Genomic DNA, 26,267 nt, shown 5'->3' on the forward strand with positions numbered 1-26,267 from the left:
TTTGAGTCTATTCGCCGCAATTGGATATATGGTTCGAGAAGTGTTTGTCTTTGTTTCTTATGTGAAGAACAATGCGTTCCCGCAGCCGTTATCATCAGATGATGAGAGAAAGTACTTAGAGTTAATGGAGCAAGGTGATGCTCAAGCGAGAAATCTTTTAATTGAACATAATTTACGGCTTGTAGCTCATATCGTTAAAAAATTTGAGAACACAGGAGAAGATGCAGAAGATTTAATTTCAATTGGTACGATCGGGCTCATTAAAGCGATCGAGAGCTATTCTGCAGGAAAGGGAACGAAGCTTGCGACGTATGCAGCACGCTGTATTGAAAATGAAATTTTGATGCATTTACGTGTACTAAAGAAAACGAAAAAAGATGTTTCACTTCATGATCCGATCGGGCAAGATAAAGAGGGCAATGAAATATCGCTTATTGATATATTAAAATCAGAGTCTGAAGATGTAATTGATATGATTCAACTTAGTATGGAGTTAGAAAAAATTAAAGAGTATATCGATATTTTAGACGAAAGAGAAAAAGAAGTGATTGTGAAACGTTTTGGACTTGGGCTAGATAAGGAGAAAACACAGCGGGAAATCGCTAAGGCGCTTGGTATTTCTAGAAGCTACGTATCACGGATTGAAAAGCGTGCTTTAATGAAAATGTTCCACGAGTTTGTAAGGGCAGAGAAAGAGAAAAAAGCGAAAGAGTAAAGTGTATTAGAAGCAGCCATATTTAAAATGGGCTGCTTTTCTTATTGTAAATAAGAAAAGAAAACGCGTTATGCTAAGAAGAAATACATGTTCACTGTTGAAAATGACGGATTCTATCTGTAATATTAGAAGGTGCTAAATAATTTAAGAATAATACCATACTTAGTTTTCTGTATATATAATAAGGCTGCTTTATATGATATGTGGGAATAAGAACCAATTTTACATATGATATAGAAAGAAAAGAAGGGAAAACTAAAGTTATAGACTGATTAGGGGGTTTCGCAATTTGCGACGTACATTATATCGACTTATGATAGAACTTACAAATGGTCGCTTTACTTCTTATATATTACGTAAATTTGCACAATCTCGTTTGAGCTCTATCATTATTCCATCGTACGCGAAAGTTTTTCAAATTAATCAAGATGAGATGGAAAAGGGTTTGAAGGAATATAGAACATTGCATGAATTATTTACGCGTAAGCTAAAAGAAGGAAAGCGTAGTATTGATACAGATGCATCGAGTATCGTTAGTCCTGTTGATGGTGTTTTTGCAGATCATGGTCCTATTGAGGATACAAAAACATTTGATATTAAAGGAAAGCGCTATTCAATCGTGGATATGCTAGGTAATGAAGAACGTGCAACGCGATATGCAGGCGGTACATATATGGTAATTTATTTGAGTCCAAGTCATTATCATCGCATTCATAGTCCGCTTTCTGGTTCTGTGACTGAAAGATTTGTACTCGGTAGAAAATCATATCCGGTAAATGCAGCTGGTATGGAATACGGGAAAGAACCACTGTCAAAAAATTATCGTTCTGTTACAGAAGTAAGCAGTGATGGCGAGCATATGGCTCTTGTAAAAGTAGGTGCTATGTTTGTTAATAGTATTGAGCTTTTGCATGAGAGAGACACTGTTCAAAAAGGTGAAGAAATGGCATACTTTACATTTGGTTCAACAGTTGTGTTATTGTTTGAAAAAGATATGATAGAAGTAGTGCAGGAATTAAAGAGTGGACAAGAGCTTCGTCTTGGTGAAAAAATAGCTACTCGCTTAGCTCATAAATAAAGAAAAGCTTTTATAACCGTAAGTAAGAGTTATGGGCAAAGATACTTAATGATGAAATCCCCTAGATGGGAGTACTTGTTTATTCGAGAGCCATCGTAGGATGGCTCTTTTTACAGGGCATCTAATAATTTATCCTTTAACTGTTTGATTGGTAAGGGCTGATTAAACTTTCACTTTATATGTAATCAAGATGATTTGACAAGCTTGTCCTCTAATGAGCGTCTAATGATTTCTTGTTTTATAAGTAAAATGAAGTCGGGATTTAATTTTAGTTCTTTTGCTTTATAATAAGACTCAGTGAGTAACTCAGTGGATAACTGTTCCATATGTTTTGTTTTCAAGGTGAGTCACCTCCTAATAATATAAGGATTGATTCGTTGATGCATTTAATGTACCAAAAAAATATGACAGTCACAAACGAGTGGTTATCCACATACCTAGGTGGATAAAGTGTGTATAGTTTGTTAGTAAATTCCAAATTAACTGAAAAATTAATGTGGAAAATGTGTACAATTTTATCCACAGGTTATATATCGAAAAATGTTGTCGAAAAATTTTATGAAAAATCCTCAAAGAGGTGAAAGAAATTGAAACTATTTTTACCAAATGAATATGTGAAAAATGTATATCATGTTCAACCAGAAGATTTAAAAAAACGTGGGATTAAAGGCGTTATTACTGACTTAGATAACACTTTAATTGAATGGGATCGTCCCAATGCAACGCCGCAACTTGAAAAATGGTTCTTGGAAATGAAAGAGCAAGGCATTCAAGTAACGGTCGTTTCAAATAATAATGAGCAACGTGTGAAAGATTTTGCTGATCCATTAGGTATTCCATTTATTCATAGTGCACGTAAACCATTTGTTCGCGCATTTAAGCGTGCGATACAAGAGATGCGTTTGCAGCCAGATGAAGTTGTAGTAATTGGAGATCAGTTACTGACTGACGTGCTTGGTGGAAACCGAGTAGGTCTTCATACAATTTTAGTTGTACCGGTAGCACAAACGGACGGATTAGTAACGCGCTTTAATCGAAAAATTGAACGAAGAATTATGAAAAATATGAAGAAAAAAGGTTTAATTAACTGGGAGGAATAAAGTTTGACTGAAACAATTAAATGTATTGGTTGCGGTGTAGAAATTCAAACAGAAAATAAAAACGAAGTGGGGTATGCTCCTGCCTCATCTTTAGAGAAAGAACAAGTTATTTGTCAACGTTGTTTTCGCTTGAAGCATTACAATGAAATTCAAGATGTATCGTTAACAGATGATGACTTCCTACGCATTTTAAATGGAATTGGAAAATCAGATGCATTAGTAGTCAAAATTGTAGATATTTTTGATTTTAATGGTAGCTGGTTACCTGGCTTACATCGTTTCGTAGGGAATAATAAAGTATTACTTGTTGGAAATAAAGCTGATTTAATTCCAAAGTCAGTAAAACATGATAAAGTAAAACATTGGATGCGCTATAGTGCAAAGCAGCTAGGATTAAAACCAGAAGATGTCTTTTTAATTAGTGCAGCGAAGGGACAAGGAATTGCTGAACTAGCAGATGCTATTGAGTATTATCGCGGCGGCAAAGATGTTTATGTTGTTGGATGTACGAATGTAGGGAAATCGACATTTATTAATCGTATGATTAAAGAATTTAGTGATGAGACTGAAAATGTAATTACAACATCTCATTTCCCAGGAACAACACTGGATTTAATTGATATTCCATTGGACGAAGAGTCTTCTTTATATGATACGCCAGGTATTATTAACCACCACCAAATGGCTCATTATGTTGGAAAGCAAAGCTTAAAGCTTATTACACCAACAAAAGAAATTAAGCCGATGGTATTCCAATTAAATGAAGAACAAACGTTATTCTTTAGTGGATTGGCACGTTTTGATTATGTAAGTGGTGGTCGTCGTGCATTTACTTGTCACTTCTCGAATCGCTTAACAATCCATCGTACAAAGCTTGAGAAAGCAGATGAATTATATAAAAATCATGCTGGGGATTTACTAAGCCCACCAACGCCAGAAGAATTAGCAAATATGCCTGAGCTAGTGAAATACGAATTTAATATTCGTGAACCTAAAACAGATGTTGTATTCTCTGGATTAGGATGGGTTACTGTGAACGAACCAGGAGCAAAAATTGTTGCACACGTACCAAAAGGAGTAAGTGTTTCACTACGTAAATCTTTAATTTAATATGGAGAGGGATTTATGAAACAATTATATGGTGTAATCGGAAATCCAATTGGACATTCATTATCACCCGTTATGCATAACGATGCATTTGAACACTTGAATATGGATGCCCATTATCATGCGTTCCTTGTTGAAGAGGAATTGCTAGGGGAAGCAGTAAGAGGTTTAAAAGCATTAGGTATTTCAGGATTTAATGTAACAACTCCGCACAAGGTTGCTATTATGGAGTATTTGGATGAGATTGACCCATTGGCAAGGAAAATCGGTGCAGTAAATACAGTGGTTCATAAGGATGGAAGATTAATTGGCTATAACACAGACGGGATTGGTTTTGTTCGAGCGCTGCAGTCAATTAGTAATGAACCACTTCAAGGGAAACGTATTTTGTTACTTGGTTCAGGTGGTGCTAGCCGAGCTATTTATTTTTCTCTTGCTGATGTAGGTGTAAAAGAGATTGATGTAGCCAATCGTACAGTAGATAAGGCAAAGGAACTTATTGCTGCACGTACGGCCGATGTTAATTCTGTTGCTTTGTCATTAGAAAAAGCGACAGAAGAACAAGGAAATTATGATATTATCATTCAGACGACAACGATAGGTATGCATCCACACGTAGAACATACGCCATTACAAATTTGTTCGTTAAAAAAAGGAACGATTGTATCAGATATAATTTATAATCCATTTGAAACGAAAATTTTATGTGAGGCAAAAGAGCAAGGTGCAATCATTCAAAATGGTATTGATATGTTTATTTATCAAGGAGCACTTGCATTTGAAATGTGGACAGGACGCACGCCAAATATCGAGAGAATGAAACAATTAGTTATAGAAAAGCTTGGAGGCTAACATATATGTTAACAGGAAAACAAAAAAGATTTTTACGTGCACAAGCACATCATTTAACACCAATTTTTCAAGTAGGAAAAGGCGGAGTAAATGAAAATATGATTAAACAAATCGCAGATACTTTAGAAGCTCGTGAGTTATTTAAAGTAAGTGTATTACAAAACTGTGAATTTGATCGCCGTGAGGTTGCGGAAGAACTTGCAAAAGGTGCACGTGCTGAAATCGTTCAAGTAATTGGAAGCACAATCGTTTTATACAAAGAATCAAGAGAAAATAAACAAATTAAGCTTCCTCGATAAAAAGACTAGCATGCGCTATTTTTATCGTTTATGCGTAATGATGTAGAGAGCGAAACCAATTGAACTTTTATTAATAGCAACTCTCTTCATTCCTAACCGAGGAGAGTTGCTGTATATAAAAGGAAGGGGCGTTTCTTTTGAGAAAAATTGGCATCATTGGCGGTACATTTGATCCGCCTCACTATGGACATTTGCTAATTGCAAATGAAGTATATCACGCTTTGAACTTGGAAGAAGTATGGTTCTTGCCAAACCAGATTCCGCCACATAAACAAGGGCGGAATATTACAAGTGTAGAAAGTCGTTTACATATGTTAGAGCTCGCGACTGAGGCAGAAGAGCACTTTTCTATTTGTTTAGAAGAGCTAAGTAGGAAGGGCCCATCTTATACGTATGACACTATGTTACAATTGACGAAGAAGTATCCGGATGTGCAGTTTCACTTTATTATTGGTGGGGATATGGTTGAGTATTTACCGAAGTGGTATAACATTGAAGCTTTACTTAATCTTGTAACGTTTGTTGGAGTTGCAAGACCTGGGTATACATTGCATACACCATATAAGATCACTACAGTGGAAATTCCGGAATTTGCAGTTTCTTCATCCTTATTACGTGAGAGATATAAGGAGAAGAAAACGTGTAAATATTTACTTCCCGAAAAAGTACAGGTATATATCGAGAGGAATGGGTTGTATGAATCGTGAGAATGCACTGCATATTGTCAAACAACAAATGCATGAAAAACGTTATATACACACAATTGGTGTAATGGAGACAGCGATTGTGCTTGCTAAGTTATACGGTGTGGACGAAAAAAAAGCAGAGATGGCAGCTATATTCCATGATTATGCGAAATGTAGAGCAATTTCAGAGATGGAAGAGATTATTAAACGTGAAGATTTGCCGAAAGATTTACTTTGCTATAACAAAGAGTTATGGCATGCACCTGTTGGGGCATACTTAGTAGAAAAAGAAGTAGGCATTACGGATTCTGAAATTTTGCAAGCTATTACATATCATACAAGTGGTCATGAGAATATGACGATGTTAGATAAAGTGATTTATGTAGCTGATTACATTGAACCTGGGCGAAAGTTTCCAGGAGTGGAAGAGGCTCGTAAACTCGCATATACGGATATAAATCAAGCTTTATTATTTGCGTTAAAGAGAACAATTCAATTTTTAATGGAAAAAGATCAGACGATTTATCCATTAACATTCCAAACATACAATGCAGTTATCAAGGAGGAAATGAGTAAATGAACGATAAAGATTTATTAGTATTAGCGGCAAAAGCAGCTGATGATAAGAGAGCAGAAGATATGGTTGTCCTAAATATGCAAGGTATTTCACCAATTGCAGATTATTTCATTATTTGTCACGGGAATTCAGACAAACAAGTGCAAGCAATTGCACGTGAAATTAAATCAAAAGCACATGAGTTCCAAATCGACGTACAACGTATGGAAGGGTTTGACGAAGCACGTTGGGTATTAGTTGATCTTGGAGATGTAGTTGCTCATGTATTCCATAAAGATGAGCGTAATCACTATAATTTAGAGCGTCTATGGGGCGATGTGCCACGTGAAGATATTACAGAAGAGTTAGGCCAATGAAATACGAACAATTTGCATTGTTGTACGACGAACTAATGAATGATGTCCCTTATGATAAATGGGTGGAATTTACAGAGGAAAGTTTACAGCAGGCAGATATGAAAGAGGCAAAAATTCTTGATGTAGCATGCGGTACAGGTAATGTAACCCTGCCGCTTGTGCAAAAGGGTTACGATTTAATAGGTGTCGATCTTTCAGAAGAAATGTTAACAGTCGCTCAGCAAAAACTAGGAGGAGAGGGATACTTTATTCCTTTTTATCAACAAGACATGCGAGAGCTTGATGTTCCAGGTGAGTTTGATTGTGTAACCATCTTTTGTGATTCATTAAATTATGTATTGCAAGAAGATGGAGTACAAGAAACATTTAGAAGAGTATTTCATCATTTACGTCAAGATGGTTTGTTTTTATTTGATGTACATTCTTTATATAAAATACATCATGTATTTCAAAATGAAACGTATACAGTGAATGGAGAAGAAATATCTCTTATTTGGAATTGCTTCCCTGGTGAAGAATCAAATAGTGTAGAGCATGATTTAACATTCTTTGTTCAAGATCCGGAAGAAGATGTGTACCATCGGTTTGACGAATGTCACGTGCAACGTGCATATCAAGTGGAAGAGTTAACGAAATGGCTTGAAGAAGCAGGTTTTACAGTGCTTCGTGTAACAGGTGATTTTGAGCGACTTGAAGTTACAGAACAAACAGAGCGTATTTTCTTCATGGCGAAGAAAAACGGATAAAACAAAAGCAACCGAGAAGGTTGCTTTTGTTTTATAAAGAAAATGTATTTTTAGTTCTAGCATAATCTGAAGATTGTATGCGTAAAGTGTGGGAATAGTAGTTGACGTGAAAATGTATTGTAAAAAAGTAAGTATTTATAAAAAGGATTTGGAATGAAAATGACGTATTTATTATGTGTGTTTATTGAATTGCTGATCAACGCATTCTAAATCTTCATCAAATTTTTCATGTGTTCGCTCGATTAACTTATGGAACATATCTCCAACGTGTTCTTCTAAAACCCGAATGCCTTCCCCAGTAACGCCGCCTTTCACGCAAACCTTTTCTTGTAAGGTAGGTAATGTGAAGATTTCTTTTTCAAGTAATTTCCCCATCCCCACGACCATTTCACTTACTAAAGTAGTAGCCTCTTCGTGTGTAATATTTGTTTTATCTACAGCAGCGTTAATGAAGCATTGTAGTAAATAACTAAAGAAAGCAGGACCGCAACTTGCTATATCAGATGAAACGCGCGTTATATCTTCTTTTATTACAAGAGGTGTAGAAATGTTTTTGAATAGACGAAGTAGTTTTTGTTGCCATTCTTCAGAGCAATTATCTCCAAATGTAAATAGTGAGGCGCCAGAGAGAGCGCGATTTGTGATACTTGGAATGATACGCGCGACGTGGCAAGGTACGAGAGTCTCTAATTGTGATGGAGATATTGGACTTGTAATAGAAACTAAGCACGTTTCATCAGAAAAATGTTCAGCGTATTTTTTTAGGATAGGGTATATATCTATCGGCTTAACACAAATAAAAATAAGTTGTGATTGTTCGATTACTTCCGGGATTGTTTTTGCTATCTGAACAGAAGGGTATTTTTCTTTTATATGATATGCTTTTGCAGGCGTCCGATTAATGATTGTAAGGCAAGAAGGTTTGACAGCACGGGTTTCTAAAAATGCATCGATTAGTATATTTCCCATGTTTCCTGTCCCTATAATTCCTATGTTCAAAGTTTCATCCCTCCTTCGTAACAGCTTTCTCCTAAACAATATGAATGATGTTATAAATTTATGATTAGAGGTGTAAAATGATGTGGGATTTTCCGAAAAAGTGGTTAGGTTTAGTAGCTATTATTGGAACTTTACTTTTTCTTGTTTTTTGGAAAACGAATCAGAGTGTAGAACGAACGCCTATTACAATGAATGTACAAGAGAAGGAGATAGAAAAAAAGGGTAAACCGAAAATATCGGATACAAAGGAACAGAAAAGAACAATTATAATTGATGTGAAAGGAGCGGTCAGTAAAGAAGGGGTATATGAAATGAAGGAAGGAGATCGCGTAAAGGATGCGGTTCAAAAGGCTGGTGGTTTTTTATCAGAAGTAGATATGAAAAAAGTGAATTTAGCACAAATTGTACAAGATCAAATGCTTCTTTATATACCGAGTAAAAATGAGTCAGAACAAGGGGTGCTTACTTCTTCTAAGGAAGATGGTAAGATTCGAATAAATACAGCGGCGAAAGAACAACTAGAAAAAATTACAGGGATTGGCTCTCGAAAGGCAGAAAGTATTTTGAAATATCGAGAAGAACATGGTCCGTTTCAGAAAATAGAAGATTTATTAGAGATTGATGGGATTGGTGCGAAGTCTCTTGAAAAGATAAAAGATCAAATTATTATTCCGTAAAAGATTGACGAAGTTTTTCTTCTTTCGCTACACTACAAGTAGACAAAAAAGTAGGTGAAAAATATGGAACGAATTTCATGGGATCAATATTTTATGACGCAAAGCCATCTACTATCTTTGCGTAGTACATGTACAAGGCTTGCGGTAGGAGCGACGATCGTTCGCGATAAACGAATTATTGCTGGTGGGTATAATGGTTCAATTAAAGGTGGCGTACATTGTATAGATGATGGTTGTTACGTAATCGATAATCATTGTGTTCGGACAATTCATGCCGAAATGAATGCTTTATTACAATGTGCCAAGTTTGGTGCGAAAACAGAGGAAGCAGAAATTTACGTTACGCATTTCCCTTGTTTACAATGTTGTAAGGCAATTATTCAAAGTGGTATTACAGCGGTTTATTATGCGCAGGATTATAAAAATCATCCATACGCCATAGAGTTATTTGAACAAGCGAACGTAACAGTGAAGCACGTTCCGCTAGAATATGATATTGCTGCATTAGAGGAGCAAAAACGTTATACAGAGTTGAAAGAATTATTTGCGTCTTTAGAAAAAGATAATTTATCAATGGAAGAATTACAGCATGTATTCACGAAAGCAAAAATGATGCTATAAGGAGTGAGTATAAGTTGCAGGAACAATGGGGGTATGTTGCAATCTCATTTATAATAGGGGTTGCAATTGCCTTTTCCTCGTCACTTTTATTGATAGTTTTTTGCCTCTTTTTAAATGTTTTCTTCTGTTTATATCGCACTTCGCGTAAAACCTTCATTTTTTGTATTGTAGCGTGCTTTAGTAGCGCCATATACACTTCCTATGTTCAAACGTGGAATAAGCCTCTAGGGGAGTCCTATGGAGTTACAAGAGGGGTTATACAAAATGCACCGCTTGTTAATGGGGATCGCCTATCTTTTCAATTTGAAGATCAGAATAAAAATATAGTGCAGTTAAGTTATAGAATCAAATCAGTCTTGGAAAAGAAAAAAATGCAACAATTATACGCAGGGATATCATGTGTATTCGAGGGTGAGAGGAAAGAACCGGAAACAGCTCGGAATTTTCATGGTTTTAATTACCGTGATTATTTATACAAACAACATATTCATTTCACATTTGAGGCTACATATATTGCTGAATGCTATAAAACATCACTGTCGCTCACGCAATGGATTCTTCTTTTGAGGCAACAAGCAATCTCGAAAGTTACAGAAATGTTTCCAGAGCAATCAGGTGCTTTTATGAATGCATTACTATTTGGTGATAGACAACAAATGACGTTTGAAGTGGAAGAGCAATATCAACAATTTGGTCTTGTACATTTGTTAGCAATTTCAGGTTCGCACATTGTAATGTTAATGGTGATAGTATATTTTATTTTGCTAAGAAGCGGTGTGACAAGGGAGGTAGCAACAATTTGCCTTATCGTTTGTATTCCCTTGTATATGGTTTTAGCAGGGGCGTCACCCTCTGTTATAAGAGCTTCTATAACAGGAGTTTTGATGTTGATTGCTTTTATGTGCTCGATTCGTTTATCTAGTTTAGATGCTTTAAGTGTAACAGCTATATGCATGCTTATATATGACCCTTATCTTGTTTTTAATATTGGATTTCAGTTTTCTTTTGTAGGTAGCTTCGCTTTACTTTTGTCTGCTCCGTTATTGTTAGAGAGTAGCAACGGAATAATCCGAAATTCTATTTATATTTCTATCATTTCACAGCTCGTTAGTACTCCGATTTTGTTATATCACTTTGGTTATTTTTCTCCATATAGCATTCTCCTCAATCTCTTATACGTTCCGTTTTTATCTATCATTGTATTACCATGTAGCATTATTATTTTACTGTGTATGCCAATTGTCCCGTTTCTCGCAAAAGGATTTGCCGATGTATTATCAATAGGCTTGAGTATGTCTAATGATTTTCTAAGTCATTGTGAAAGTTTACCATTTACCCAGCTTATCTTCGGGGAAACGCCCTTCAATCTTGTAGCTGTATATTGCGCCAGTATTGTCAGTATATTGATGGTTTGGGAACGGAGAGCGCCGAAAAAAATAGTTTGTATAGTTGCGAGTGTATTTCTTTTTATTAGCACATGTCATTATATATATCCATATTTTAGAGGCAGCGGAAGTGTAACATTTATTGATGTTGGACAAGGTGATGCAATATTAATTCGCCTTCCGTATGATAAAGGGATTTATCTTATTGATACAGGTGGAACGCTTCGTGTAAATAAGGAAGAATGGCAACAAAAAAAGCATGAATTTTCTGTTGGAAATGATGTTTTAATACCCTTTTTACAAAAAGAAGGTATTAAAACAATTGATAAATTAATCGTAACGCATGGAGATGCAGATCATATAGGTGCTGCGCAAGAATTATTATCATATATACCTGTAAAAGAAGTGGTATTTGGCCGAAAGGGAAAAGATGCAGTATTAGAAAAAGTAGTCAAGAAACGGGCATTAGAAAAGGAAATGAAAATAACTGAAGTGGGGGAAGGGGAGAGTTGGAGTGTAAATGAAGCGGAATTTTTCGTTTTAGCTCCAAAAGGAAAAGAAAAAAGCGAAAATAACGCTTCAATTGTAATATGGGCAAAATTTGGAGGGGTGAAGTGGCTATTTACAGGCGATTTGGAAGAAGAAGGGGAAAAGATTTTAGTAGAGGCATATCCAGATTTACAAGTGGATGTTTTAAAAGTTGCTCATCATGGGAGTAATACGTCATCTATAGAGCCTTTTTTGAACGTCATACAGCCTCGTGTAGCGATTATATCTGTTGGTAAGCAGAATAGGTATGGACACCCGCATAAAGAAGTGATAGAGCGTTTTGAGAAGATGGGGAGTGCGATATGGCGCACGGACAAGCAAGGTGCTATTTCCTATGTTTTTAAAGGGGAAAATGGAACCTTTAAAAGTAAAATCACATATGATAAAACACATAATAGATGAAAAAGAGAAGACTGCCATGAAGTGGCAGTCTTTAAGAACCGATAAATTTAATAACAGTTGCAATGATGAAAAGTGTTGCGAAAAAACCAAATGAGACGATAAATCCTACCCCTGAATCAATAGCGTCATTGCGTTTACTTTGAACGTTTTGTTCAAAATCATTCATTTAGAATCCCTCCCCAACATTCCACTTTAGTATAAAATATTGTCAGAAAAAAATCTACAATTTCCATATGAAGAGAAAACGAGCTTTTTTGTTACTTGTAAATCATGAAGTAATGTGAGTTTTTCGTTTCCAAGCATGTTAACAGTTGGCACTTATACTCAAATTTTTATTGCGAATAATAAAGGGAAGGTGATTACCGCACACCAATAAGAAACCCGGGGCTTATTGCGTGGCGTTTAATATAAATAAAGGGACGGGTTATAAAGCCTGTTCCTTTGTACTTGTAAAACAAAAGCTAGGGCATTAGTATAAATATATATTGCCAAGTTAGGGAGTAGGAAAAAGTATGAGTGATATACATAAAAAAATTAAAAAGAAACAGTTTGCTCCGTTATATTTAATATATGGAACGGAAGCTTTTTTTATAAATGAAACGATAAAGCTTATTACGACAGAAGCACTTGAAGAAGAAGATCGAGAGTTTAATGTTGTGACATACGATTTAGAAGAAGCGTATTTAGAAGATGTGGTTGAGGATGCGCGTACGCTTCCTTTCTTCGGAGAACGAAAAGTACTGTTAATAAAATCACCGCTATTTTTGACTTCGCAAAAAGAAAAGTTAGAGCAAAATATAAAAATTTTAGAAGAATACATTGGTGAACCTTCTCCATTTTCTATTCTTGTTTTTGTTGCGCCTTACGAAAAACTTGATGAGCGAAAAAAAATTACAAAACTATTAAAGAAAACAGCAGATGTAGTAGAAGCGAATGCGATGCAAGTACAGGATGTTCAGAAGTGGATTGTTGCTCGTGCAGATGAAGTGCATGTGCATATTGATAACGCGGCTGTTAGTTTGTTGCTAGAGCTTGTGGGAAGTAATGTAACGATGTTGGCGAAGGAAATGGACAAGTTAACGTTATACGTTGGTATGGGTGGAGAGATTACGACGAAACTTGTTGCAGAGCTTGTGCCAAAATCAGTTGAGCAAAATGTATTTGCTTTGACAGAAAAAGTGGTGAAAAAAGATATTGCAGGTGCAATGCAAATTTTGGATGGATTATTTACGCAGCAGGAAGAGCCGATTAAATTGCTTGCGTTATTAGTGAGTCAATTCCGCTTGTTGTATCAAGTGAAAGAGCTACAGCAACGTGGTTATGGACAAAATCAAATTGCGTCTCATATTGGTGTACATCCGTATCGTGTAAAGTTAGCAATGAATCAAACGAAGTTTTTCTCTTTTGAAGAATTAAAAAAAGTGATTATAGAATTAGCGGAAGCTGATTATAGTATGAAGACGGGAAAGATGGATAAGAAGCTTGTGCTCGAATTTTTCTTAATGCGATTAAATCATATGTGATGACACAAAAAAGTTCATGCACTTAGTGCATGAACTTTTTTGTATATAAAAAAACGATCCAAATGGATCGTTTTTTAAACGCCTTACGCGTTTACTTGTTTCGCTAAGCGAGATTTTTGACGAGCTGCAGCGTTTTGGTGGATAAGACCTTTACGAGCTGCTTTGTCAAGTTTTTTAGAAGCAGTTTTGAAAGCTTCTTTAGCATTTTCAAGATCGTTATTAGTAACTAAAGCTTCTACAGTTTTAACAGCAGAACGCATGTCAGACTTGATAGAAGCGTTATGTGCACGACGCTCTTCGCTAAGTTTAGCGCGTTTGATAGCAGATTTGATGTTTGCCATACTTTTCACCTCCCTGGTGCAATCGAATGACTCGATTCTTACATAGAACAAGTGATATTCTATCAAACGGTGAAGAGAATTGCAATAGTATATCCATGAAATTTCACGTAAAGGAAAGAATGACCTTATATAACTTTGGGAAATCTAACGATATTTACTATGAATTACGGAGGAGATACGATGAAAGAACCATTAGATTTAAGTAAATATAGCATTAGAACTGACCTTGCTGTAGAAGCTCATCAAATGTTGCAAGAAAGCCAAGAAGAACAAAAAGGGATACAGGGAGTTATTGTAAAAGAGAGAGAAGAAGAAGGTACTATAATTACAAAAGTAACGATTGATGAAGCTGCCTCTGAAGCGATGGGGAAAAAACCTGGAAATTATTTAACACTTGAAGTACAAGGGATACGTCAGCAAGATACAGAACTTCAACAAAAAGTGGAGCGTATTTTTGCAAAAGAATTTTCTTGTTTCTTAGAAGAGGTTGGAGTTACAAAAGAAGCAAGCTGTTTAATTGTAGGTCTTGGGAATTGGAATGTAACACCAGATGCTCTTGGACCGATAGTTGTAGAAAATGTATTAGTAACGAGACATTTGTTTCAATTGCAGCCTGAAAGTGTAGAAGAAGGATTTAGGCCTGTTAGTGCAATTCGGCCGGGGGTAATGGGGATTACAGGAATCGAAACGAGCGATGTTATTTATGGAATTATTGAGAAGACGAACCCGGACTTTGTAATTGCAATTGATGCATTAGCTGCTCGTTCTATTGAACGAGTAAATAGCACGATACAAATTTCTGATACTGGAATCCATCCTGGATCAGGGGTTGGGAATAAACGTAAAGAACTAAGTAAAGACACATTAGGTATCCCTGTTATCGCAATTGGTGTTCCGACTGTGGTCGATGCTGTTTCGATTACAAGTGATACGATTGATTTTATTTTGAAACATTTTGGTCGAGAGATGAAAGAAGGAAATAAACCTTCACGATCTTTGTTACCAGCGGGATTTTCATTTGGAGAAAAGAAAAAATTAACAGAAGAAGATATGCCGGATGAAAAGAGCAGAAATATGTTTTTAGGTGCTGTTGGTACGTTGGAAGAAGAAGAAAAAAGAAGGCTGATTTATGAAGTGCTATCTCCTCTTGGTCATAATTTAATGGTAACCCCAAAAGAAGTAGATACTTTTATTGAGGATATGGCGAATGTAATAGCGAGTGGTTTAAATGCAGCGCTACATCATCAAATTGATCAAGATAATACGGGAGCATATACACATTGAGGGGAACAGATGATTATGGTTTGAGTCGCTTTGCGCTTTTGTGTATATGTAGTGTAGCTTTATGTTTACTTATGATGATAGCAGGAGTGGCACTTGCTAATCATGGTTTGAAAAGTATGAAAGGCTATCAGCAATTGTCATATGAACAAATAGCTCATATGACAGGGACAGAAAGTACAGGTGCTGAATCAGAAATTTTGGGTAGCTCGTTTTCGGCCTCAGAAAAACAACAGCAATTAGAACGTTTAAGAAGTTTTAATGTTGTAGAAGGAATTGGGATGGCGGTAGCAAGTGTAGCTTATGAAATGACGAAGTTCGGGACGGATATAGTTGTTGGGAAAATAAAAGGAATTTTTAGCTAAGAGTAACATGGGAGGCGGTTGTTTTACTGATTTGTAAGACAGCCGTTTTAAAATTTGAAAAGGGTTTGTCTCTTATGGTTTATTCGCATAAGATATAGATAGAATGATTTGTATCGTAAGCAGCACGAGTTTTCATTGAATCTTTGTTGCTCTATTGATATAATCAGTGCTAGTGTATATTGGCGAGACTATTAGGAGTTGAGAACATAGATGAATAAAGAAGAAAGAGCAAAAAGACAGTCCAAAATTCGTAATTTCTCTATTATTGCTCATATTGACCACGGAAAATCAACGTTAGCAGACCGTATTTTAGAGAAAACAAACGCGTTAACACAACGCGAAATGAAAGCTCAGTTGCTTGACTCTATGGATTTAGAGCGTGAGCGTGGTATTACAATCAAATTAAACGCAGTACAATTAAACTATAAAGCAAAAGATGGTGAAGAGTATATTCTTCATTTAATTGATACACCAGGACATGTCGACTTTACGTACGAAGTATCTCGTAGTTTAGCGGCTTGTGAAGGCGCGATTCTTGTAGTAGATGCAGCGCAAGGTATTGAAGCGCAAACGTTAGCAAACGTATACTTAGCGCTTGATAACAATTTGGAAATTTTACCAGTTATTAATAAAATCGACTTACCAAGTGCGGATCCAGAACGTGTACGTCAAGAGGTAGAAGATGTAATTGGTTTAGATGCATCAGAAGCGGTACTTGCTTCTGCGAAAGCTGGAATTGGTATTGAAGAAATTTTAGAACAAATTGTTGAAAAAGTACCAGCTCCGTCGGGTGATTCAGAAGAGCCATTACAATGTATGATTTTCGACTCTTTATATGATCCGTACCGCGGTGTAATTGCTTATATCCGTGTTGTAAATGGAACAGTAAAAGTTGGCGATAAAGTACGTATGATGGCAACGGGTAAAGAATTTGAAGTAACAGAAGTAGGTGTATTTACACCGAAAACTACGCAACGTGACGAGTTAACAGTAGGTGATGTAGGTTTCTTAGCAGCATCGATTAAAAATGTTGGTGACACACGTGTTGGTGATACGATTACACATGCGAAACGTCCAGCTGCAGAGCCGTTAGCAGGTTACCGTAAGTTAAACCCGATGGTATTCTGTGGTCTGTATCCAATTGACTCTGCTCGTTATAACGATTTACGTGATGCATTAGAAAAATTAGAGTTAAACGATTCTGCTCTTGAGTTTGAACCAGAAACATCTCAAGCGCTAGGATTTGGTTTCCGTTGTGGTTTCTTAGGGCTTCTTCACATGGAAATCATTCAAGAACGTATTGAACGTGAATTTAAGATTGATTTAATTACAACAGCGCCAAGCGTTATTTATAAAGTTTATTTAACTAACGGTGAAGATGTTATTGTTGATAACCCATCTAATATGCCAGATCCACAGTCTATCGATCGTGTAGAAGAGCCGTTTGTGAAGGCTTCAATTATGGTTCCGAATGACTATGTTGGAGCTGTAATGGAGATTTGCCAAGGTAAACGTGGAACGTTTATTGATATGCAATATTTAGATGAAACGCGTGTTACATTAACATATGAAATCCCGTTATCAGAAATCGTATATGACTTCTTCGATCAATTGAAATCAAATACGAAAGGGTATGCATCGTTTGACTACGAGTTAATTGGCTATAAACCATCTAAACTTGTGAAAATGGATATTCTTTTAAATAATGAACAAGTGGATGCTTTATCATTTATCGTACACCGTGATTCAGCGTATGACCGTGGTAAAGTAATCGTAGAGAAATTAAAAGAATTAATTCCGAGACAACAATTTGAAGTGCCAATTCAGGCGACTATCGGAAATAAAGTTGTAGCACGTTCTACAATTAAAGCGATGCGTAAAAACGTACTTGCAAAATGTTACGGCGGTGACATTTCTCGTAAGCGTAAACTTCTTGATAAGCAAAAAGAAGGTAAAAAACGTATGAAGTCTGTTGGTTCTGTAGAAGTACCGCAAGAGGCATTTATGGCTGTACTGAAAATGGATGACAACTAATATTTGAAATAAAAAAGAAGTCGTTTGTGCGGCTTCTTTTTTCTGTATAATTACTTTTTAGACATCTGAGCAGCTCTCATTTACAATAATGAGAGAGCTTTTTAGTTCATATAGAGTTAGGAGATTGTTAATGTCCGAAAATATTCGAAAAGATATTCAAGATAAAATACAAAATGGTAATTTTAATTGTGAAAAGGAATTGACGCTTTCTATTATTAGTGGAAAGTGGAAAGTTGTGATACTGTGGCACCTTGGTGTGGAAGGACCACATCGTTTCAGTGAATTACAACGGTTATTCCCAAGCATTTCTCATAAAGTTTTGTCGAACCAATTAAAAGAGTTAATGGAAGATGGAATTGTTGATCGGACAGTATATCCCGAAATTCCTCCTCGCGTTGAGTATTATATGACGGAACTAGGCATGTCGCTTTTACCGATCGTTGAAATGATGTATGATTGGGGAAAAATGCGAATGGAACAAATTCGTAATACGTTAGAGAAGTAGAGAACCCTCCGGAGTGCGGAGGTTTTCTTTTTAGAAAGGTAGGAGTTATATTTGGTACAAGCTGCATATATTCATATTCCGTTTTGTCAGCACATTTGTCACTATTGTGATTTTAATAAAGTGTTTATTGAACGCCAACCGGTTGATCAATATTTAGATTATTTAGAGAAGGAAATAATAAATACGGTTCAAAAAGTTCCGTTTGATAGTATAAAAACGATTTTTGTGGGCGGGGGAACTCCGACAGCGTTAAATATGGAACAGACAAAAAAATTACTCGAGATTATTAATCGTCATTTGCGTCCGTTCGCCCCAAATTGTGAATTAACATTTGAAGCGAATCCAGGAGATCTGCCGAAAGAGAAGTTGAATGTACTGCTAGAAGGTGGAGTGAATCGAATTAGTTTTGGTGTGCAAACGTTCCGTGATGAACTGCTTGAGAAAATCGGGCGCAAGCATACGAGGGAAGATGCATTCCTCGCGATTCGAGAAGCACAGGAAGTAGGATTTAAAAATATTAATGTAGATATTATTTATGCTTTGCCAGGACAGACGATAGAAGATGTAAAAGAAACATTAGATATTGCTTTTACGCTTGGTGTACAACATTTCTCTGCATATTCATTAATTGTGGAACCTAAAACAGTGTTTTATAACTTAATGAACAAAGGGAAATTGCGTCTTCCGGGTGAAGACCATGAAGCGAAAATGTATGAAATAGTAATGGATGAAATGGAGAAACACGGTTATAACCAGTATGAAATTAGTAATTTCTCAAAAGGTGACAATAAAAGTAGACATAATCTCACATACTGGAATAATGAAGAGTATTATGGATTTGGAGCTGGAGCTCATAGTTATGTGAACGGGGAACGTATTCAAAATGTAGGTCCGCTGAAGCAATATTTTAATAAAATTGATGAAACAGGATTTCCGTATTTAGATGTTCACAAAGTGACGGAGAAAGAAAGAATGGAAGAAGAGCTGTTCTTAGGGCTTCGAAAAACAAAAGGTGTTTCTAAAACGGCGTTCCGCAATAAATTTAATGTAGAGATGGATCAAGTTTTCGCGAAGCAGTTACAAAGCAACCAAGAGCAGGGATTGCTTGAAGAGGAAGATGGACATGTGCGTTTAACGCGAAAAGGAAAATTATTAGGGAATGAAGTATTCCAATCATTTTTGATTGACTAATTAAATGTTCCATAGGCGTGAAAAAGTTTCATTATTTCGTGACGTTTCCGTTGACAATTGAATGTCAATTTTGGTAAGTTATTAATAGATTTAGCACTCAAAGACAAAGAGTGCTAACAGAGGTGATGATGAGATGCTTACGGAACGTCAGCTCTTAATTTTACAAACAATTATTGATGACTTTATTGGATCAGCGCAGCCCGTTGGGTCTAGAACGTTGGCTAAAAAAGATGAAATTACATTTAGTTCAGCTACTATTCGAAATGAAATGGCGGACTTAGAAGAATTAGGTTTTATTGAAAAAACGCACAGTTCTTCTGGACGTGTTCCTTCTGAGAAAGGCTACCGATTTTATGTAGACCATCTTTTAGCACCGCAAAACTTACCGAACGCTGAAATTGTACAAATTAAAGATTTATTTGCTGAAAGAATTTTTGAAGCGGAAAAAATTGCACAACAATCTGCTCAAATTTTATCAGAACTTACGAATTATACGGCCATTGTTCTTGGACCGAAGTTAAGTACAAATAAACTTAAAAATGTACAAATTGTGCCGCTTGATCGTCAAACTGCTGTCGCTATTATTGTAACCGATACAGGGCATGTACAAAGTAAAACGATTACCGTTCCGGAATCTGTTGATTTATCAGATTTAGAAAAAATGGTTAATATTTTAAATGAAAAGCTATCTGGCGTACCGATGGAAGAACTTCATAATAAAATCTTTAAGGAGATTGTTACAGTTTTACGTGGGTATGTTCATAATTACGATAGTGCAATAAAAATGTTGGATGGTACATTTCAAGTTCCGTTATCGGAAAAGATATACTTTGGAGGAAAAGCAAATATGCTTTCGCAGCCAGAGTTCCATGACATTCAAAAGGTTAGATCTTTACTTACCATGATTGATAATGAAGCCGAATTTTATGACATTTTGCGTCATAAACAAGTCGGGATTCAAGTGAAAATTGGTAGGGAAAACTCTTCGACGGCTATGGAGGATTGTAGTTTAATTTCTGCAACATATTCAATCGGCGAAGAGCAACTTGGAACAATTGCTATTTTAGGTCCTACGAGAATGCAATATTCTCGTGTAATTAGTTTGTTACAGTTATTTACGAGACAATTTACTGATGGACTTAAAAAGTAAATGAGAGTAATACATTCGCTCAAGTGATGAAATTTTCATTGCTGTGTGTAATATATAATGCTTAGGTAATCATGCTATGCATGATACCTAATACCTTTTAAGGAGGTGAATATTGTGGAAGAGCGTAACGAACAAGTGGTAGAAGAAGTAAAAGAAGCGCAAGTTGAAGAAGCTGTCACGCCAGAAAACAGTGAAGAAACTGTAGAAGAAAAAAGTGAGGCTGCTCTTTTACAAGAAAAAGTAGATGAGCTACAAGCGAAACTAACGGAAACGGAAGGTCGCACATTACGTCTACAAGCTGATTTTGAAAATTATAAGCGCCGTGTCCAAATGGATAAACAGGCTGCTGAAAAATATAGAGCACAAAGTCTAGTTTCAGACATCTTGCCAGCTCTTGATAATTTTGAAAGAGCAATGCAAGTGGAAGCGACTGATGAGCAAACGAAATCCTTGTTACAAGGTATGGAAATGGTGCATCGTCAATTGTTAGAAGCGCTGACTAAAGAAGGTGTGGAAGTGATTGAAGCTGTTGGTAAACAGTTTGATCCTAATGAACACCAAGCTATTATGCAAGTGGAAGATAGTGAATTTGAATCAAACGCGGTTGTGGAAGAATTCCAAAAAGGTTATAAACTAAAAGACCGTGTGATTCGCCCATCAATGGTAAAAGTAAATCAATAATTTACATAAAACTAGGAGGATTCGCCATGAGTAAAATTATCGGTATTGACTTAGGTACAACAAACTCTTGTGTAGCTGTTATGGAAGGTGGAGAACCAAAGGTTATCCCAAATCCAGAAGGAAACCGTACAACACCTTCTGTTGTAGCTTTCAAAAATGAAGAACGTCAAGTTGGGGAAGTTGCAAAGCGCCAAGCAATTACAAACCCAAATACAATCATGTCTGTTAAACGTCATATGGGTACAGACTACAAAGTAGAAGTTGAAGGTAAAGATTATACACCTCAAGAAATTTCTGCAATCATTTTACAAAACTTAAAAGCTTCTGCTGAAGCATACTTAGGTGAAACAGTAACGAAAGCTGTTATTACAGTACCTGCATACTTCAACGATGCAGAGCGTCAAGCAACGAAAGATGCTGGTCGTATCGCTGGTTTAGAAGTTGAGCGTATTATTAACGAGCCAACAGCAGCAGCACTTGCTTACGGTTTAGAAAAACAAGACGAAGAACAAAAAATCTTAGTATATGACTTAGGTGGCGGTACATTTGACGTATCTATCCTTGAGTTAGCAGACGGCACATTCGAAGTTATTTCAACTGCTGGTGACAACCGTCTTGGTGGCGATGACTTTGACCAAGTTATCATCGATCATTTAGTAGCTGAGTTCAAAAAAGAAAATAACATTGATTTAAGCCAAGATAAAATGGCGCTTCAACGCTTGAAAGATGCAGCTGAAAAAGCGAAAAAAGATCTTTCTGGTGTAACACAAACTCAAATTTCATTACCATTCATTAGTGCTGGAGCTGCTGGTCCATTACACTTAGAATTAACGTTAACAAGAGCGAAATTCGAAGAGCTTTCAGCAGGTCTTGTTGAAAGAACATTAGAGCCAACTCGTCGTGCATTAAAAGACGCTGGTTTTGCTCCAAGCGAATTAGATAAAGTTATTCTTGTTGGTGGATCTACTCGTATCCCAGCTGTACAAGAAGCTATTAAACGTGAAACTGGTAAAGAGCCATATAAAGGTGTAAACCCTGATGAAGTTGTAGCATTAGGTGCTGCAGTTCAAGGTGGCGTACTTACTGGTGATGTAGAAGGCGTTCTATTATTAGACGTAACTCCACTTTCTTTAGGTATTGAAACTATGGGTGGCGTGTTCACGAAATTAATCGAGCGTAACACTACAATTCCAACAAGTAAGTCACAAGTATTCTCGACAGCTGCTGATAATCAACCAGCAGTAGACATTCACGTATTACAAGGTGAGCGTCCAATGTCAGCTGACAACAAAACGTTAGGTCGTTTCCAATTAACTGACCTTCCACCAGCACCACGTGGTATTCCACAAATCGAAGTAACATTCGATATTGATGCGAACGGTATCGTTAACGTACGTGCGAAAGACTTAGGAACAAGCAAAGAGCAAGCTATTACAATCCAATCTTCTTCAGGTCTTTCTGATGAAGAAGTAGAACGTATGGTACAAGAAGCGGAAGCAAATGCTGACGCTGACCAAAAACGTAAGGAAGAAGTAGAACTTCGTAACGAAGCTGACCAACTTGTATTCCAAACAGACAAAGTTGTAAAAGATTTAGAAGGTAAAGTAGATGCAGCTGAAGTTGCAAAAGCAACAGAAGCGAAAGAAGCATTACAAGCTGCAATTGAGAAAAACGAGCTTGAAGAAATTCGTGCGAAAAAAGATGCTTTACAAGAAATCGTACAACAATTAACTGTTAAATTATACGAGCAGGCTCAAGCAGCTGCCGGTCAAGCAGAAGGTGCGCAAGGTGCACAAGACGCTGGCGCAAAGAAAGACAATGTAGTTGACGCTGAGTTTGAAGAAGTAAAAGAAGACAAGTAATTCAACTGTAAACATAATAAGTAAGATGACAAAAAGTCAAAGTCAAGCGTGCCTTGACTTTGGCTTTTTTCACGAATGAGAAGCGATGTGTGAGGATCTTAAGTTTTTCGCTTTGCATACTGTAAGTGAGGAAACTTTGTTGCAAAGCACTTTCTTTCGGTGTTAAAATTACGTTTATGTGAAAGATTCGGGGGTTGTAAATTTATGAGTAAACGAGACTATTATGAGGTCCTTGGACTTAGCAAGGGCGCTTCAACAGATGAAATTAAAAAAGCGTATCGTCGTTTGGCTAAAAAATACCATCCAGACGTAAGCAAAGAAGAAAATGCAATTGAAAAGTTTAAAGAAGTACAAGAAGCATACGAAGTGTTAAGTGATGATCAAAAGCGTGCACAGTACGATCAATTTGGTCATGCTGGTGCAAATCAAGGATTCGGTGGATTTGGCGGCGGAGGAGACTTCGGCGGTGGCTTCGGTTTTGAAGATATATTTAGTTCTTTCTTTGGCGGTGGCGGCGGCAGACGTCGTGATCCAAATGCTCCGCGCCAAGGTGCTGACTTACAATATCAAGTCACTTTAGATTTTGAAGAAGCTATTTTTGGTAAGGAATTAAATGTGGAAATTCCAGTAGAAGATCCATGTGATACTTGTAAAGGTAGTGGAGCAAAACCAGGAACTTCAAAAGAAACATGTAAACATTGTTCAGGCTCTGGTCAAGTGAGTGTAGAACAAAACACACCGTTTGGTCGTATCGTAAACCGTCAAGCTTGTGGTCATTGTTCAGGAACTGGACAAATTATTAAAGAAAAATGTACGACATGTCACGGTTCAGGTAAAGTTCGTAAACGTAAAAAAATCAATGTTAAAATTCCAGCGGGTATCGATAATGGTCAACAAATTCGTGTGTCTGGAAAAGGTGAAGCCGGCGTAAATGGCGGACCAGCAGGAGACTTATATGTTGTCGTTCATGTAAGAAATCATGAATTCTTCGAGCGTGAAGGAGATCACATTATTTGCGAAATGCCATTAACATTTGCGCAAATGGCGCTTGGTGATGAAGTGGAAGTTCCTACTGTTCATGGTAAAGTGAAGCTGAAAATTCCAGCAGGAACACAAACTGGAACAGAATTCCGCTTAAAAGGAAAAGGTGCTCCGAACGTACGTGGATACGGCCAAGGAGATCAATATGTAGTCGTTCGTGTTGTTGTACCGACGAAATTGACTTCGCAGCAAAAAGATTTATTACGTGAATTTGCAGGACAAGAAGAGCAGGATGATAGTTTATTCGGAAAGCTTAAACGTGCTTTCAAAGGGGAATAATGGAAATAAAAAATGGAGTTGGTAAATTGTGAAATGGTCAGAAATTAGTATTCATACAACAGAAGAAGCAGTAGAAGCTGTCTCTCATATTTTACATGAAGCTGGTGCTAGTGGAGTTGCGATTGAGGATCCAGCGGAGTTAACGAAAGAGCGCGAGCAACAATATGGTGAAATTTATGCATTGAACCCAGATGAATATCCGGCGGAAGGTGTATTAATAAAAGCGTATTTCCCGCAAACGGATTCTTTACATGAAACGATTGCAGGTGTAAAATCATCTATTGATGTGCTTCCATCTTACGACATCGAAATTGGTACTGGAAATATTACCGTTAACGAAGTCAATGAAGAAGATTGGGCTACTGCTTGGAAAAAATATTACCATCCAGTACAAATTTCTGATACATTCACAATCGTACCGACTTGGGAAGAATATACACCATCTTCTCCTGATGAAAAAATCATTGAATTAGACCCGGGTATGGCGTTTGGTACAGGAACTCATCCAACAACAACGATGTGTATCCGTGCTTTAGAAAAAACAGTACAGCCAGGTGACACTATTATTGATGTAGGAACAGGTTCTGGTGTACTTAGTATTGCGGCTGCAAAATTAGGTGCGTCTTCTGTTCAAGCATATGATTTAGATCCGGTTGCGGTTGAAAGTGCAGAAATGAATGTACGTTTAAATAAAACAGATGATATCGTGTCTGTTGGACAAAATAGTCTTTTAGAAGGCATTGAAGGTCCTGTTGATTTAATCGTAGCTAACTTATTAGCAGAAATTATTCTATTATTCCCTGAAGATGCAGCAAGAGTTGTGAAGTCAGGTGGATTATTTATTACATCGGGCATTATTGCTGCGAAGGAAAAAGTAATTTCTGAGGCGTTAGAACAAGCTGGATTTACAATTGAAGAAGTGTTACGAATGGAAGATTGGGTAGCAATTATTGCACGAAATGCGTAATATAGATTTTAGTCTATAATGAAAAGGGGAGTCTCTCACTATAAGGTGAGAGACTTGCCGTTTGTTATATGAAAAATGATAACGTTTCGTTCTTTTCGTAAGTGTTGACTTACGAAAGGAACGAAACTCTACTAAGGTGATTATATGCAACGTTATTTTGTAGAAGAGAAATATGTAAATGAGACAAGTATTCGCATTGTAGGTGATGACGTACATCATATCGCAAGAGTGATGCGTATGTCAGCTGGTGATCATATTTATTGCTGTGTAAACGGAAAAACAGCAGTATGTTCAATTGATGAAATTACCAGTGAATTTATTAATACGGCTATTGTAGAATGGGTAGAGGCGTCAAGTGAACTTCCTGTTTTCGTGACGATTGCAAGTGGACTGCCAAAAGGAGACAAGCTAGAGTTAATTTTTCAAAAAGGAACTGAGCTTGGGGCAGCTGCATTCTTACCATTTCAAGCATCTCGCTCTATCGTAAAATGGGATGCGAAAAAAGCTGATAAAAAAGTTGAGCGTTTAAGAAAAATTGTGAAAGAAGCTGCGGAACAATCACATAGAAGTGAAATTCCAGAAGTACATGCTCCGGCATCATTTAAGCAATTGCTTTCAATGAGTGGTGAGTATGATGTTTGTCTTGTTGCTTACGAAGAGGAAGCAAAACAAGGTGAGAAATCTAATTTTGCGAAAGCTTTAACGACAATGAAACCAGGTCAAAAGCTATTGATTGTATTTGGCCCAGAAGGCGGTTTAGCTGAGGAAGAGATTACAGCGCTTCGTGAACATAAATTTGTACCATGTAGTTTAGGACCAAGAATTTTAAGAACAGAAACGGCGCCGTTATACGCGTTAAGTGCTGCTTCGTATCATTTTGAATTGATGGGGTGATGAT

The 26,267-nt window shown here is 36.8% G+C and carries 29 protein-coding genes; 25 read left to right on the top strand and 4 right to left on the bottom strand.

Annotation, left to right across the window (positions count from 1 at the left end):
- Position 1 precedes the first annotated feature (1 nt).
- Both sigK and ACTFR8_RS10995 read left to right on the top strand, forming a co-directional pair.
- Complete coding sequence (sigK, locus tag ACTFR8_RS10990) at positions 2 to 715, top strand: RNA polymerase sporulation sigma factor SigK (RefSeq protein ID WP_000051382.1); 714 nt, start codon at positions 2 to 4, stop codon at positions 713 to 715.
- 289 nt (positions 716 to 1,004) lie between these two features.
- Positions 1,005 to 1,793, top strand: a complete 789-nt coding sequence (locus ACTFR8_RS10995; RefSeq protein ID WP_001255000.1) for a phosphatidylserine decarboxylase — start codon at positions 1,005 to 1,007, stop codon at positions 1,791 to 1,793.
- A 185-nt stretch (positions 1,794 to 1,978) separates the two neighbouring features.
- Here the strand turns inward: ACTFR8_RS10995 and ACTFR8_RS11000 are convergent, their stop codons facing one another.
- Positions 1,979 to 2,134, bottom strand: coding sequence for a sporulation histidine kinase inhibitor Sda (locus ACTFR8_RS11000; protein ID WP_000850094.1), 156 nt, complete (start codon positions 2,132 to 2,134; stop codon positions 1,979 to 1,981).
- A gap of 246 nt (positions 2,135 to 2,380) precedes the next feature.
- Between ACTFR8_RS11000 and ACTFR8_RS11005 the strand changes: the two genes are divergently transcribed.
- From ACTFR8_RS11005 to ACTFR8_RS11040, 8 genes are all read left to right on the top strand, one after another.
- Positions 2,381 to 2,893, top strand: coding sequence for a YqeG family HAD IIIA-type phosphatase (locus ACTFR8_RS11005; protein WP_000765314.1), 513 nt, complete (start codon positions 2,381 to 2,383; stop codon positions 2,891 to 2,893).
- Between the two features lie 3 nt (positions 2,894 to 2,896).
- Entirely contained in the window at positions 2,897 to 4,003 is a 1,107-nt protein-coding gene (gene yqeH, locus ACTFR8_RS11010) for a ribosome biogenesis GTPase YqeH (RefSeq protein WP_000140799.1), read from the top strand.
- A 15-nt stretch (positions 4,004 to 4,018) separates the two neighbouring features.
- Positions 4,019 to 4,852 (top strand): shikimate dehydrogenase, encoded by an 834-nt coding sequence (gene aroE / locus ACTFR8_RS11015; RefSeq protein ID WP_144607932.1) that lies wholly within the window; start codon positions 4,019 to 4,021, stop codon positions 4,850 to 4,852.
- A 5-nt stretch (positions 4,853 to 4,857) separates the two neighbouring features.
- Positions 4,858 to 5,151 (top strand): ribosome assembly RNA-binding protein YhbY, encoded by a 294-nt coding sequence (gene yhbY / locus ACTFR8_RS11020; protein ID WP_000955224.1) that lies wholly within the window; start codon positions 4,858 to 4,860, stop codon positions 5,149 to 5,151.
- Between the two features lie 137 nt (positions 5,152 to 5,288).
- Positions 5,289 to 5,858: a nicotinate-nucleotide adenylyltransferase gene (gene nadD / locus ACTFR8_RS11025; RefSeq protein WP_001226048.1), complete on the top strand. Its 570-nt coding sequence runs from the start codon at positions 5,289 to 5,291 to the stop codon at positions 5,856 to 5,858.
- The gene (gene yqeK / locus ACTFR8_RS11030) at positions 5,848 to 6,417 is read left to right on the top strand and encodes a bis(5'-nucleosyl)-tetraphosphatase (symmetrical) YqeK (RefSeq protein WP_144607934.1); all 570 of its coding nucleotides are present in this window, start codon (positions 5,848 to 5,850) and stop codon (positions 6,415 to 6,417) included. The genes nadD and yqeK overlap by 11 nt, the downstream gene beginning before the upstream one ends.
- The gene (gene rsfS, locus ACTFR8_RS11035) at positions 6,414 to 6,770 is read left to right on the top strand and encodes a ribosome silencing factor (RefSeq protein ID WP_000998173.1); all 357 of its coding nucleotides are present in this window, start codon (positions 6,414 to 6,416) and stop codon (positions 6,768 to 6,770) included. Before yqeK ends, rsfS begins: the two co-directional genes overlap by 4 nt.
- Positions 6,767 to 7,516, top strand: a complete 750-nt coding sequence (locus ACTFR8_RS11040; RefSeq protein ID WP_000873069.1) for a class I SAM-dependent methyltransferase — start codon at positions 6,767 to 6,769, stop codon at positions 7,514 to 7,516. Before rsfS ends, ACTFR8_RS11040 begins: the two co-directional genes overlap by 4 nt.
- 171 nt (positions 7,517 to 7,687) lie before the next feature.
- Here the strand turns inward: ACTFR8_RS11040 and comER are convergent, their stop codons facing one another.
- Positions 7,688 to 8,515 carry a late competence protein ComER gene (comER, locus tag ACTFR8_RS11045; RefSeq protein ID WP_001020560.1) on the bottom strand — a complete coding sequence of 276 codons (828 nt, stop codon included), beginning with the start codon at positions 8,513 to 8,515 and terminating at the stop codon, positions 7,688 to 7,690.
- Between the two features lie 77 nt (positions 8,516 to 8,592).
- Here comER and ACTFR8_RS11050 point away from each other — a divergent pair, with 77 nt between their 5' ends.
- From ACTFR8_RS11050 to ACTFR8_RS11060, 3 genes are all read left to right on the top strand, one after another.
- Positions 8,593 to 9,192 carry a helix-hairpin-helix domain-containing protein gene (locus ACTFR8_RS11050; protein ID WP_000989937.1) on the top strand — a complete coding sequence of 200 codons (600 nt, stop codon included), beginning with the start codon at positions 8,593 to 8,595 and terminating at the stop codon, positions 9,190 to 9,192.
- Between the two features lie 63 nt (positions 9,193 to 9,255).
- The gene (locus ACTFR8_RS11055; RefSeq protein WP_000439773.1) at positions 9,256 to 9,813 is read left to right on the top strand and encodes a ComE operon protein 2; all 558 of its coding nucleotides are present in this window, start codon (positions 9,256 to 9,258) and stop codon (positions 9,811 to 9,813) included.
- Between the two features lie 14 nt (positions 9,814 to 9,827).
- On the top strand, positions 9,828 to 12,149 hold the full coding sequence (locus ACTFR8_RS11060) for a DNA internalization-related competence protein ComEC/Rec2 (protein ID WP_144607936.1): 2,322 nt from the start codon (positions 9,828 to 9,830) through the stop codon (positions 12,147 to 12,149).
- 31 nt (positions 12,150 to 12,180) lie between these two features.
- Here ACTFR8_RS11060 and ACTFR8_RS11065 read toward each other — a convergent pair whose 3' ends face one another.
- Positions 12,181 to 12,315 carry a YqzM family protein gene (locus ACTFR8_RS11065; protein WP_000997609.1) on the bottom strand — a complete coding sequence of 45 codons (135 nt, stop codon included), beginning with the start codon at positions 12,313 to 12,315 and terminating at the stop codon, positions 12,181 to 12,183.
- 346 nt (positions 12,316 to 12,661) lie between these two features.
- Here ACTFR8_RS11065 and holA point away from each other — a divergent pair, with 346 nt between their 5' ends.
- Positions 12,662 to 13,672 carry a DNA polymerase III subunit delta gene (gene holA / locus ACTFR8_RS11070; RefSeq protein ID WP_001279908.1) on the top strand — a complete coding sequence of 337 codons (1,011 nt, stop codon included), beginning with the start codon at positions 12,662 to 12,664 and terminating at the stop codon, positions 13,670 to 13,672.
- 83 nt (positions 13,673 to 13,755) lie between these two features.
- Here holA and rpsT read toward each other — a convergent pair whose 3' ends face one another.
- Entirely contained in the window at positions 13,756 to 14,013 is a 258-nt protein-coding gene (rpsT, locus tag ACTFR8_RS11075) for a 30S ribosomal protein S20 (RefSeq protein ID WP_001274011.1), read from the bottom strand.
- Positions 14,014 to 14,193: 180 nt separating this feature from the next.
- On the opposite strand from rpsT, the gene gpr reads away from it, so the two are divergent.
- The 11 genes from gpr (at position 14,194) to ACTFR8_RS11130 (ending at position 26,263) form a co-directional block, all read left to right on the top strand.
- Complete coding sequence (gene gpr / locus ACTFR8_RS11080) at positions 14,194 to 15,297, top strand: GPR endopeptidase (RefSeq protein WP_000662616.1); 1,104 nt, start codon at positions 14,194 to 14,196, stop codon at positions 15,295 to 15,297.
- Positions 15,294 to 15,659 (top strand): YqxA family protein, encoded by a 366-nt coding sequence (locus ACTFR8_RS11085; protein WP_001215034.1) that lies wholly within the window; start codon positions 15,294 to 15,296, stop codon positions 15,657 to 15,659. The genes gpr and ACTFR8_RS11085 overlap by 4 nt, the downstream gene beginning before the upstream one ends.
- 210 nt (positions 15,660 to 15,869) lie before the next feature.
- Entirely contained in the window at positions 15,870 to 17,693 is a 1,824-nt protein-coding gene (gene lepA / locus ACTFR8_RS11090; protein ID WP_001030951.1) for an elongation factor 4, read from the top strand.
- A 130-nt stretch (positions 17,694 to 17,823) separates the two neighbouring features.
- On the top strand, positions 17,824 to 18,198 hold the full coding sequence (locus ACTFR8_RS11095; RefSeq protein WP_001293539.1) for a winged helix-turn-helix transcriptional regulator: 375 nt from the start codon (positions 17,824 to 17,826) through the stop codon (positions 18,196 to 18,198).
- Positions 18,199 to 18,249: 51 nt separating this feature from the next.
- Complete coding sequence (hemW, locus tag ACTFR8_RS11100) at positions 18,250 to 19,389, top strand: radical SAM family heme chaperone HemW (protein ID WP_000249427.1); 1,140 nt, start codon at positions 18,250 to 18,252, stop codon at positions 19,387 to 19,389.
- A gap of 133 nt (positions 19,390 to 19,522) precedes the next feature.
- Positions 19,523 to 20,539: a heat-inducible transcriptional repressor HrcA gene (gene hrcA / locus ACTFR8_RS11105; protein WP_000954941.1), complete on the top strand. Its 1,017-nt coding sequence runs from the start codon at positions 19,523 to 19,525 to the stop codon at positions 20,537 to 20,539.
- Between the two features lie 114 nt (positions 20,540 to 20,653).
- On the top strand, positions 20,654 to 21,220 hold the full coding sequence (gene grpE / locus ACTFR8_RS11110) for a nucleotide exchange factor GrpE (protein WP_000392711.1): 567 nt from the start codon (positions 20,654 to 20,656) through the stop codon (positions 21,218 to 21,220).
- A gap of 26 nt (positions 21,221 to 21,246) precedes the next feature.
- Positions 21,247 to 23,082 (top strand): chaperone protein DnaK, encoded by a 1,836-nt coding sequence (gene dnaK, locus ACTFR8_RS11115; protein ID WP_000034700.1) that lies wholly within the window; start codon positions 21,247 to 21,249, stop codon positions 23,080 to 23,082.
- Between the two features lie 204 nt (positions 23,083 to 23,286).
- Positions 23,287 to 24,402 carry a chaperone protein DnaJ gene (dnaJ, locus tag ACTFR8_RS11120; protein ID WP_000043947.1) on the top strand — a complete coding sequence of 372 codons (1,116 nt, stop codon included), beginning with the start codon at positions 23,287 to 23,289 and terminating at the stop codon, positions 24,400 to 24,402.
- 28 nt (positions 24,403 to 24,430) lie between these two features.
- Positions 24,431 to 25,369 (top strand): 50S ribosomal protein L11 methyltransferase, encoded by a 939-nt coding sequence (gene prmA / locus ACTFR8_RS11125; protein WP_000872103.1) that lies wholly within the window; start codon positions 24,431 to 24,433, stop codon positions 25,367 to 25,369.
- Positions 25,370 to 25,513: 144 nt separating this feature from the next.
- The gene (locus ACTFR8_RS11130; protein ID WP_001190159.1) at positions 25,514 to 26,263 is read left to right on the top strand and encodes a 16S rRNA (uracil(1498)-N(3))-methyltransferase; all 750 of its coding nucleotides are present in this window, start codon (positions 25,514 to 25,516) and stop codon (positions 26,261 to 26,263) included.
- Positions 26,264 to 26,267 lie beyond the last annotated feature (4 nt).

The sequence above is a fragment of the Bacillus cereus group sp. MYBK15-3 genome, assembly GCF_051916765.1.
GTDB classification, from domain to species: Bacteria; Bacillota; Bacilli; order Bacillales; family Bacillaceae_G; genus Bacillus_A; species Bacillus_A cereus.

Excerpts from the sequence above, each read along its gene's own strand:
- aroE (WP_144607932.1), top strand. The coding sequence starts at position 4,019 with ATGAAACAATTATATGGTGTAATCGGAAATCCAATTGGACATTCATTA.
- hrcA (WP_000954941.1), top strand. The coding sequence starts at position 19,523 with ATGCTTACGGAACGTCAGCTCTTAATTTTACAAACAATTATTGATGAC.
- rpsT (WP_001274011.1), bottom strand. The coding sequence starts at position 14,013 with ATGGCAAACATCAAATCTGCTATCAAACGCGCTAAACTTAGCGAAGAG.
- ACTFR8_RS11040 (WP_000873069.1), top strand. The coding sequence starts at position 6,767 with ATGAAATACGAACAATTTGCATTGTTGTACGACGAACTAATGAATGAT.
- yqeK (WP_144607934.1), top strand. The coding sequence starts at position 5,848 with ATGAATCGTGAGAATGCACTGCATATTGTCAAACAACAAATGCATGAA.
- dnaK (WP_000034700.1), top strand. The coding sequence starts at position 21,247 with ATGAGTAAAATTATCGGTATTGACTTAGGTACAACAAACTCTTGTGTA.
- holA (WP_001279908.1), top strand. The coding sequence starts at position 12,662 with ATGAGTGATATACATAAAAAAATTAAAAAGAAACAGTTTGCTCCGTTA.
- rsfS (WP_000998173.1), top strand. The coding sequence starts at position 6,414 with ATGAACGATAAAGATTTATTAGTATTAGCGGCAAAAGCAGCTGATGAT.
- ACTFR8_RS11050 (WP_000989937.1), top strand. The coding sequence starts at position 8,593 with ATGATGTGGGATTTTCCGAAAAAGTGGTTAGGTTTAGTAGCTATTATT.
- dnaJ (WP_000043947.1), top strand. The coding sequence starts at position 23,287 with ATGAGTAAACGAGACTATTATGAGGTCCTTGGACTTAGCAAGGGCGCT.
- gpr (WP_000662616.1), top strand. The coding sequence starts at position 14,194 with ATGAAAGAACCATTAGATTTAAGTAAATATAGCATTAGAACTGACCTT.
- lepA (WP_001030951.1), top strand. The coding sequence starts at position 15,870 with ATGAATAAAGAAGAAAGAGCAAAAAGACAGTCCAAAATTCGTAATTTC.
- ACTFR8_RS11095 (WP_001293539.1), top strand. The coding sequence starts at position 17,824 with ATGTCCGAAAATATTCGAAAAGATATTCAAGATAAAATACAAAATGGT.
- ACTFR8_RS11130 (WP_001190159.1), top strand. The coding sequence starts at position 25,514 with ATGCAACGTTATTTTGTAGAAGAGAAATATGTAAATGAGACAAGTATT.
- ACTFR8_RS11055 (WP_000439773.1), top strand. The coding sequence starts at position 9,256 with ATGGAACGAATTTCATGGGATCAATATTTTATGACGCAAAGCCATCTA.
- ACTFR8_RS11065 (WP_000997609.1), bottom strand. The coding sequence starts at position 12,315 with ATGAATGATTTTGAACAAAACGTTCAAAGTAAACGCAATGACGCTATT.
- yhbY (WP_000955224.1), top strand. The coding sequence starts at position 4,858 with ATGTTAACAGGAAAACAAAAAAGATTTTTACGTGCACAAGCACATCAT.